Origin of the sequence: Enterovibrio nigricans DSM 22720, from assembly GCF_900167155.1 — a bacterium.
Classification (GTDB): Bacteria; Pseudomonadota; Gammaproteobacteria; order Enterobacterales; family Vibrionaceae; genus Enterovibrio; species Enterovibrio nigricans.
In genome coordinates this window covers 53,583-63,660 of the sequence record NZ_FUXU01000019.1, presented here as the reverse complement: position 1 = coordinate 63,660, position 10,078 = coordinate 53,583, and the positions used below count along the sequence as shown (strand labels likewise).

The following is a 10,078-nucleotide window of genomic DNA, read 5'->3' as shown; positions in this document are numbered from 1 at the left end:
AGCGTGGTTGTCACAAGCAATTTACCGTTCTCACAATGGTCAAATGCGTTCGCTGATGACACCACACTCACGGCTGCACTGCTGGATCGACTGCTTCATCACTCTCACATCATTCAGATAAGTGGAGAGAGTTATCGGCTAAAAGGGAAAAGGGCGTTAGGGACAGTGCCAACCGTTCTACAAAATGAATCGGAGAGGCAGGGATAACTACCATGGGTGGGTCAATTTTACTTCGGCGATAGCGTCGCTAAGTGGATCAGTTTTAAGTCGGCGTTGACAAAGGTGAAGCCTAGCATTATAGCTACTGTAGCCTTCTAGCCTTCTAGCCTTCTAGCCTTCTAGCCTTCTAGCCTTTCGCCAGCAGAATGAACATAGCCCATTACGCCACCAAGAATGAAAAAGTCACCAATATGTATCTGTAGTTCATGTCGAAAGCGTTCTAACGTTGCCGAACCTGTCTTTAGCTCCTTCTGAGCCGCCTCAAAAACAGAAACATAACGAGGGAAGTCTGCGCACGGCTGACGTTTAGCAATTTCATCTGGCTGAGATTTTTTCTCTGTTGGTACATGGCGCATAGTAAAGATGTCTGGAGCATCAAACTCCAAAAGGCCATCATCATCATCAAAAATGTCATCTAATGACGTTACCAATTCGGATTTATCCAACCCAAAAGAAGGTGTTGGTTCAAATACGACTTGAGTAGCAGTATCTAAAGACTGAGAAAAGTGAGTCGGTAAACCATTTAAAAGTAATCCGTAAGGATCAAAGTCTTTCAATGCCTCACATTGCTCAGGATTAGATTTAAAGGCCTTTAGGCGTCGAGCTAGCTTCTTCTCATCGAATGAGTCCGCGTCACCTTCTGGCGCACGTCCATGCTTTTCATAGAAAACCGTTATCTCTTCATATTGGCTGGCAGAAAGGTTGCCTGCCGGAGCCTTTACTTTTAGTGGAGCTACATCAAGCAGCCCCAAATCATCTTCTTCCGAAAAAATATCATCCAGAGCTAGCTTTGGGATTTTCTTCGATGAACGTAAGCGGATCACGCATCATCCTCTTGCTCAGCCATTCGTTGTTGTCTTATCTTGCGGATATAGGAAAGAACTTCAGCGTAGCGTTGTTCTATAGGATCAGAAGAATTTAGCGACGGATGGCGCTGGTTCTCCTGAGTAAAGGCTTTGATTCTCGGCCACAGCATGACAGCTTCTTCCTCACTCACTTTTGCCTGTGAAGATCTTACCGTTTCTTGAATGGTCTTCAGCATTGCCGCATTCACTGTTTTCGAGAGAATCTCATAGGCACCATGAAAGGGATTTACTGAATCAATTAAGTCAATGTTCAGGTTTTCAATATTGATGAACTTATCGCCCATCTTGATGAACTGACGGCTAGCTCCAGACTCATCATTGCTTGGTTTACCATTCCCATTATGACCAGACAACCCATTTTCATCGATAACAGCATCTTCAGGTAAATCTTTTTCATCAACCAAACCACCGTGCTGACTGATGTACATGCTCTGCAATAAACCAGATTTGATTTGCTCTACCTCATGCTCTTCCAAATCAGGATAAAGCGTTTGGATAACAGAAGGTAATTCAATTTCGTTGATAACTTCAGGAGGCATGGCTTCGGTAATGACACCTTTCACCACAGCGTCTTTTGCCATCAAAGCTGACAGGATTTCTCCTTTGTCACCATTCAAAATATCAATGACCTTCTGAGAGACTGTTGACGATGAGTCGTCGATAATGACAGTGTTCTTTGGTAGGGCTCCACCCGTCCATTGCGAACGCGGTTTGAACTGAATGCTCGGTGCGAGAATTTGCTCCATCAGCAACGATGTCGTGATCGCTTTGAGCATATTGTTTACTGATACCTTAACGTCATCGTCCTGTGCGTCTGGCTGTGCGATAAGGTTTGTAAATTGAGCGTGCGTTTTACCTTCGCAATCTCGGGTCGCGCGTCCGATGATCTGCACGATTTCGGTCATAGAGCTGCGATAACCAATCGTCAGAACATGTTCACAGAAAGGCCAGTCAAAACCTTCTTTTGCCATGCCCAACGCAATGATGATATCCATCTGATCCGCTGTCTCAATGTCGCGGAGATAGGCTTAGACTTTCGGACGCATATAAGCGTTATCATCAACTAAGTTGGCAATGCGGAGTGTTTTTCCTGACTTCCTGCATACAACGCTATAAATACCCGTGTCGGGGTCTTGAACGACTTCGTCCCCCAACACTTCAAGAATGGCATCGACTTCTGTGTATTTATCTTTTGTTGACTCACCTGAATTCACATTAGGAATGTGAATGATGGTCTTCTTCGATGGGTCAAGAACGGAAGGCAGCGCATCAATGTATCTGTTTTGATAAAAATGATACCCAATACCAAGCGTTTTCAGGTGCTTATAGCCGTTCAACTGCTCATAGTAAGTGTATGTAACTTTGGTGAATTTTGCTTCGTCTTCTGGCAGCAGAATTGGAACGGTATCACCGCGAAAGTACGACCCTGTCATCGCCAGAATATGTGCAGAAGAGTGATTCATCAGCACATCAATCAGACTACCACCCAAGCGACTGTTTTCATCTGCAGAGACGTGGTGAAATTCATCGATGGCTACCAGACAATTATCAAAATCGCTTGGTGTTAGCTTGTCGAACACACTACGTAGCGTTGAATGGGTACAAACCAATGTTTGGTCATCGCTTTCCATAAAGCGCTTAAAAACGGTTGCTTTACCTGTTTCGCTGCCGCTGGTACAGAGGTTGTACTCTGGCTTAATCATCCAATCTGCGAAAAAGCCAAACTTGGTTAGGTCAGTGTCTTTAAAGGAGCTGCCGATGGACATCTCAGGTACGGCAACGATGACTTTTCTTAGCCCTTGGTGAACAAGCTTATCAAGCCCCAAAAACATTAGTGCGCGAGATTTGCCCGATGCTGGCGGTGCTTTAATTAATAAATACTGGCTATTGCGCTCTGCAAATGCCCTCGCCTGCATCTCACGCATGCCCATGTCGTTGTGACTGGCACTTTGTCCCGTCTGAGCGTAACTCACCTGTAAGATGTTGTTGTTCATTTCTCAATCCTTTTGCCAACCAACTGGAATTTATTTTTCTTCTTGTTTTGCGACCATTTCTTCATAATGAGCCAAGAGGCAACTTAGACGGTCTGCTGTGTCTTTAAACGGCTTTTCTCGAAAGAGTTTATCTACCGCAGCATCAAGTGCTTGGTGAGCAGCTAACAGCTCAGGAGGCATGGAATCTGGGTTGTAGAGCTCGGCTAGAGTCTTGCCTGGGAAGTCCTCTCTTGTGAGAAGAATCTCGGTAGCTAGTTCCACTATTCCTTTTTTGTCAACTTCAGTAGCTTTAGGCCAAGGAAAAGTGTTGTATACGACTGTCGCTGAGTATCGATAACGACTTTCTAACCGTCCCGCGACTAAACGCATCCAATCGTTATGTAATAGAGATGACAGGATCCCAAACTCATACATTGTCCCGTTTGGCACAATATAATTTAGGTTGGTTGATATAACATCTTTTCCAAACTTCCCGATGGGAACATATTTTCGCCTTTCCGATGATACGCTAGGAACTAAGATAAACTCTTCAGGGTTGTTCAAGTCCCTAAATAAATGTGGTTTCTCAGCTAGTTTTTGAGCTCCCTTGTCCGGACTTCGACGTCTAACTTCGGCTACTTTGTTAACACGGTCCTTCACTTCCGGTAATTTTTCCAGTTCTTCTGGAGTTAACCCGACAAGCCATAGACACCAGCGCTCTTTTGACTTAAGAAATTCGTCGGCACCAATAGCTTTCTTCAACCACTTTTCCGCGGCGGGCTCTGTTTGGATAAGTTTGTCTTTTTCGGCAGAAGACAACAATAAGTGTCCCCCATCATTCGGCTTATTTCCGAATAATAAGGGAGGGACTTTGTTACAAAGAGGTTTTCGTTGTGCGACCACAGCCGAATTGGTGCCTGGAATCAAGTATGGGCTAATGTTTGAAGAAAATTCACTATGCCAATGTTGTTCTATCTGTTGGAATATTTGCTTCATCTTTCCACTTGATGTAGCAGATAGACCAACAATTACAACATGCACTGCGGCCTTATCTCGAGCATTATTAGCCCATTGAAAGGACTGATATGCAAAGCAAATTTCCACTCCAATATTGAAAATCGGAGGCCATAGTGTCCCTACTTGCTCTCCTTGGCATATTGAATTGGTTGCTACTAGAGCTAGTTGTGCTTTTGAGGCAGAAATGTATTTAGCACCTTTCCAAAACCAACAAGATACGTAATCTAGTGTTCCTAGCGATTTAAAACTTGAGAAAACTTGCTTCATATCTTCTCGTTGATCTTGAGTTCGCCCTACAGTCCCATGGAAAGGGGGATTACCGATCACATACACTTCGTCTGCAATAGACTTGGGACAAACTTCATTCCAGTCCAACCTTAAACTATTCCCACTGACGATTTTCCCAGTCGCTTTCAATGGTAAAGCTGGTTCTACGGGACCAATGTGCTCTTCCCATTGCTTATTGACCTGATGCTCCGCCAGCCAAAGAGAAAGCCTTGCTATTTCACAGGCGAAATCATCAATCTCTATTCCGTAGAACTGATCCAAGTGAATATTACTGATGAAGAAACCAGGATCGATGGCCATCAATGCTTGGATGACTTCAATCTCTATTAGTCTAAGTTCTTTGTAGGCGATGATAAGGAAGTTGCCGGAGCCACAGGCAGGGTCGAATACCTTGATTTTACCCATTCGAACAAGGAGCTTTTTAAGTCCATTTACGCTTTTGCGTGGCTTTTCCAACTCTGCTCGGAGCGGGTCAAGAAACAGTGGCTGAATAACCTTCATGATATTGCTGTAGGACGTATAGTGCTGACCCAAACGTGCGCGCTGGTCAACATCAATGACAGCTTGGAACATGCTCCCGAAGATATCTGGGTTAATCGCGCTCCAATCTTCAAGGCCACACTCGATAAGAATGCGACGTCCTTTTTTACCTAATTCTGGGATTGGCTCATCGCTTTCAAACAAGCCCCCGTTTACATAAAGAAAATCAGTGAAATGCTTTGCTTTACGTTGACGTAATTCACTACCTTCAGGGCTGTTCATCACCAAGAACAGGTCCGAAAGGAATTGATCTAAGTCGCTACCATCTTCGTGGGTGCAACTTTTGATCGCTGATGTGAATTGCCCTTTTTGCTTGAAAATTCCGGTGTCTTCAGCAAATAAACAGAAAAGCAGACGTGTAAGGAATACGTTTAACGCGTGAATATCTTCAGGTTTGCTGAGATCATTATGAATACGGATAAGGTCAAACAGCTTACCCATTTTTACCGCAGCTTTTACATCAGCAGGCTTTTCACTATTCAATATGGCCTTTTCTAAGCCCACCAAAGGCAAGAAGAAACTGTAGTTGAGATGCAGCACTTCAAAGTCAATATCCAAACGCTCATTGGTTGCAGTATCCCAGGCTAAGAATCGTTCAAAGTCAGTCGTGAAGATAAAGCGAATCTTGTTCTTTGCCATGAAAGGGTCAGCAATGTGCTCATCCAATGCTGCGTCTATGTCTTCCCCTTTTTCTGTTGGGAAAAAGTAGATCTTGTTCTTCAAACCAACATGGCCAGGCGATTTTGCGATGTTACGTGCTCCGTCCTGACGTATCTGAGTAATGGTCGCCTTGGGAAATAGGAATGCAGTCAGAAACCCGTATATAAACTCGCTAGAGTCTTCAGAGGCTACAAGTTGTTCTAGATGGTCAAAGATTTTTGCCTGATTAACGGCCATGGTGGTTCCTGTTGAGGGGAGGAGATCTGAGTTGAAATTACCCTAGGTGCTACTAATTTTCGTAATGCCAGTGCCTAGACATCAAGTTCTGTAATTATGTGAATCAAATTGCCCAGATTATACACCAAAATCTGGTTCAGCTATTACCTTCAGCTAACTGTTTGAATCATGGTTTCAGATTAGAAAAAATAACTTTTCAGTGGTGATTCATAACTAATAAAGGGGCAGAACCTTGCCAGAACTGATCGGCCTGACAAGGGCTTGGCGTTAGGGCTAGTGCTCGAAAACGTCTATTTCGCATAACTTAAGGTTGGTGAAAACGAAGTAGGCCGCTTTGTTTTTTGAGAGTATTGGCTGCTACCGCTGCCCAAAAAGGTGCTATTGCCATTGATGTGAGAAGGGCTCATATTTGTTTGGTGTGTTTGTCCTTATTGCAATTTTGGATACTGATGCAAAACCTCAAGTTCACGCACTTGCATAGGGTCGCAGGTGTATTCAAACTCTCCTAGACAATCAGCACTATGGCTATTTGGAGCACTCAGGATTGCTTCTGGAGCAAATTGTGCACTTAATAAAACGCCACCGGATTCAATAGCATTTAAGCCACGAGCAAACATTTCCGCTACTTCTTTTTTTGGAGTCCAGCAAAAACCAATTAGGCCTTGATCGTAAAGAAATTTACACTCACCGCGATAAAGGCGAAGTTCTTCGCCGCTATACTTGGGTAGTATGATTCTCAACCAAGTAAGAACTAAAAGATCGTTACTTACATGCTTACGAATATGCCCACCACTTTCAATCCAAAGCATGTGCATTTTGTCAGCATTAGGCGAGAATAGTTTGTAATTTTCAATTGTATAACTAATTGCAGACGCCCACGTTTTACTCGGGATATTACGCACATACTCACCATCCATAATCTTGGATGCTAGCTCTTTATAATCGATACTGTTCATCTGTTCATCTGTTCATCTGTTCATCTGTTCATCTGTTCATCTGTTCATCTGTTCCTCGTTTACCCCAAATGCTCATAACTCATTTGATATGCATCTTTATGAAAATAACCCCAATACACTTTGTGCGTATCTGCTAAAGGAATGATCCTATGTTTTTGGATACCAAGCAGGCACCCAACCCTTGAGTGCCCCTCGACTAGATGAGGTATACTAGATTTTCCGCCAAGAACCTTTGCATCTAGAAAACAGGAGGAGTCAACCAAGTGCCATGCATTTTCCAATGATTTAGTACTGACTCTCGGCAATCAATAACATCCTCCCCCACATCTTCGAAATACGATGCATCTTCAGAGACCTCATCAAGGAAATCTGGGAATGAAGCATTGCTGCCTATTTGCAAAAACCTCGTAGTATCAAATTCAACCAATTCCCACTTTAGATCATGAAGTGATAAAGCACCGTAGAGGTCTAAAAAGCGACTGTTAGCATTGTGGTCAATATAAAACTGTTCTATTGGTATTGGTTGGTCCAACGCTCATTGCATAGATACATAATGCAGAAACGATAAAGGCGCCCCACTGAATTTTGTTCATGCGAAAGTTCATAAACATCATGCCAAAAAACACGGTTGCGAATGGCTGCATACCTTGGATAACCCCGTTCTCTGTTGCACCAATATGCGAAAAAGAAAGGAAGTTAAACAGCGAGAATGCCCCTTGGCCGATGATTCCGCAAAGCGCGATTTTCAGATAATCCTTCTTTTCGATACGCATGGAAGAACCTAAGTCTTCGCTGAGCGATTTACTTTTCGATGTAAAAAAGAAAATGATGGAAAGCCCTATAACGGCAGTCACGTAACGGAAGAAGACAAGTGTTAGCGGATCAACCGCCATTGAAAGAGGCTTAGATACAACACCAGTCACACCCCAGATAATGGCAACTGAGATTGCTGCTATCCATCCTAGAAAGGCATTACCTTGACGATTCTGCATTGTCGTTCCTTATTAAATTGTAGGGATTCTTTGGGTTAAAACCTTGTCAGGCTGTTCGTCTGTGAGAGGGCTTCTACACGTCATTGCTGTATTGTTTGTTTGATGTCAGCCCCTTTTATTGGATGAAAGGAAGTTTACGGATTACTGAGTTAAATAATGTGACCTATAACTTACGGTTTAATTTAGTTAACTGAAGATAATGGTAAATGTTCCAAATGGTGACTTTAGTCAACAATAATGAACTATTGAAATGGTGTGTGCGGTGTTTTAGTACGTATGGTTTTATTTAGTGAACCAAAGGAAAATTTAGTGGTTGAAAACTGGGCAGTGACGCATGACAATATAGTCAACATAAGTTAACTAAAGTGAATGTGGTGAGCATGAACAGTATCAGTGAATTGTCGTCGAAATTTACGCCAAAGGACCGCGAGGTGTTGATGGCATACTTTTGCTTGGCCGATACCATTGCTGATTTCATCGGCCCCCATTGTGAAGTGGTTATCCATTCCTTTGAGAGCTTTGAGAAATCCGTTGTCAAAATTGTGAATGGTCATCATACGGGGCGAGATGTGGGCTCACCGCTCACGGATTTGGGCCTTCGTATGCTGAGCGCATTTGAAAAAACAGGGAATGTGACTCCAAAGAGTTACTTTACAGAAAGTAAAGAAGGGGCATTGCTCAAATCGACCACTTGCATTCTTGAAGGTGAAGAGGGGCGTCCAATAGGCATGTTCTGTATTAATATGAATTTGTCTTTCCCGTTCCCTGAAATTATCAAGACCTTGATGCCCGATATGGCTCACTCCCCCATGTCTGTGAGCGAGAACTTCAGTGCCAGTGCGGGTGATGTGATCGATCAAGCCTTGAATCAGGCGATTGTCGAAGTGGAAGCTGATGTTTCAATTACGCCGAAAGGTAAGAACAAGGCGATTACAAAACTCTTGTTTGAAAATGGCATCTTTGAACTGAAGGAAGCGACGGCGATTGTGTCTGAACGCCTTGGTATTACCCGCCATGCAATCTACAAGTACCTTCGAGAATACAAGGCTGACAGTTAAGCATTTCTGAGTTTTCAGCGACAAAAAAGCGCCCACAGAGTGGGCGCAAACGTCGTAGGGTGTTTCCGTTTTTTCTTATTTATTGAGTCGATCTTCGACCAGTGTTTGCCAGAACTGAACGCCTGACATCAGGATTTCATCATTGAAATCGTAGAATGGGTTGTGTAGCGCTGTGCCACCGCATTCTCCCACACCGTTACCCACCAGAATGTAGCAGCCTGGGCGTTCACGCAGCATGAATGAAAAATCTTCACTGATAGTGAATGGCGCGCAGCTTCCATTTACCTTGTCTTCCCCCGCGACTTTGATCGCCGCTTTGACAGCATGCTCGGTTTCCGCTGCACTATTGATAGTGGATAGGAAACTGTTGTTGAAGTGGTAGGTGTATTCCACACCCGCAGACATACATTGACCTGCTACAACACGTTCAATCGCTTTTTCAATTTTGTGCAGTGCTTGGTCTGTGAAACTGCGCGTGTCTCCTTTAATGGTGACACGTGAAGGGATCACATTCACGGTGCCGTTGGTTTTAAACTCAGTGACCGAGATAACCGCCGTTTCGTCAATCGCACTCAGATTACGTGACACAATGGTTTGCATCGCAGTCACGATTTGCGCACCAACCACGATTGGGTCTGTGCCCATGTGCGGCATTGCAGCGTGTCCGCCCGTGGCAATCACTTCAATCTCAAAGCTACTTTCGCTTGCCATTAGAGAATGTGGGCGCGTTGCAAAGTGACCTGCCGGAATACCGGGTAGGTTGTGCATCGCGTAAATTTCGTCAATCTTCCAGCGTGTAAACAGGCCATCAGCGATCATCGCTTTTGCACCAACACCGTGCTCTTCCCCTGGTTGGAAAATAAAGTACACAGTGCCGTCAAAATCTTTAGTACGTGCTAGCTCGTGAGCTGCACCGAGTAGCATGGCAGTATGGCCGTCGTGACCACAAGCATGCATGACACCTTCGTGGACTGAGCAATGGTCGAAGGTGTTCTTTTCGTGAATATGAAGCGCATCCATGTCAGCACGCAGGCCGATTGAACGGTCACTGTCACCACATTTCAGGATACCCAACACACCGGTTTTACCGATGTTACGGTGTACTTCAATGCCAAACTCTTCCAGCTTGTTTGCGACCATTTCTGATGTCATCACTTCTTCGAAACCGAATTCAGGATGCTTGTGAATGTGATGGCGCCATTCAGTCACGAGTTGCTTAATGGTCATGGGTGTTCCTCATTTATAAAGTGGGCGCAGCACAAGGCTGCGCCG

Annotated in this window: 5 protein-coding genes and 3 pseudogenes; 2 read left to right on the top strand and 6 right to left on the bottom strand. The window is 44.1% G+C overall.

Annotated elements, in window-relative coordinates; all coding sequences use genetic code 11:
• A partial coding sequence (locus tag B5D35_RS09430; protein WP_170915158.1) for an ATP-binding protein occupies positions 1–207 on the top strand: 207 nt, incomplete at its 5' end.
• 134 nt (positions 208–341) lie between these two features.
• Here the strand turns inward: B5D35_RS09430 and B5D35_RS09425 are convergent.
• The 5 genes and pseudogenes from B5D35_RS09425 to B5D35_RS09405 all read right to left on the bottom strand — a co-directional run.
• Positions 342–1,043: pseudogene (locus tag B5D35_RS09425) on the bottom strand (GIY-YIG nuclease family protein); the annotation flags it as partial.
• A pseudogene (locus tag B5D35_RS09420) lies at positions 1,040–3,079 on the bottom strand (DEAD/DEAH box helicase). The pseudogenes B5D35_RS09425 and B5D35_RS09420, both read right to left, overlap by 4 nt.
• Positions 3,080–3,109: 30 nt before the next feature.
• Entirely contained in the window at positions 3,110–5,800 is a 2,691-nt protein-coding gene (locus tag B5D35_RS09415; protein ID WP_078752331.1) for a class I SAM-dependent DNA methyltransferase, read from the bottom strand.
• Positions 5,801–6,228: 428 nt separating this feature from the next.
• Positions 6,229–6,756: a hypothetical protein gene (locus tag B5D35_RS09410; protein WP_244556545.1), complete on the bottom strand. Its 528-nt coding sequence runs from the start codon at positions 6,754–6,756 to the stop codon at positions 6,229–6,231.
• A gap of 515 nt (positions 6,757–7,271) precedes the next feature.
• Positions 7,272–7,748 (bottom strand): annotated as a pseudogene (locus B5D35_RS09405) (DMT family transporter); the annotation flags it as partial.
• Positions 7,749–8,128: 380 nt separating this feature from the next.
• On the opposite strand from B5D35_RS09405, the gene B5D35_RS09400 reads away from it, so the two are divergent.
• Positions 8,129–8,806: a helix-turn-helix transcriptional regulator gene (locus B5D35_RS09400; protein ID WP_078752330.1), complete on the top strand. Its 678-nt coding sequence runs from the start codon at positions 8,129–8,131 to the stop codon at positions 8,804–8,806.
• A gap of 75 nt (positions 8,807–8,881) precedes the next feature.
• On the opposite strand, the gene B5D35_RS09395 is transcribed toward B5D35_RS09400, so the two are convergent.
• Positions 8,882–10,033 (bottom strand): M20 aminoacylase family protein, encoded by a 1,152-nt coding sequence (locus tag B5D35_RS09395; protein WP_078752329.1) that lies wholly within the window; start codon positions 10,031–10,033, stop codon positions 8,882–8,884.
• Positions 10,034–10,078: the final 45 nt, after the last annotated feature.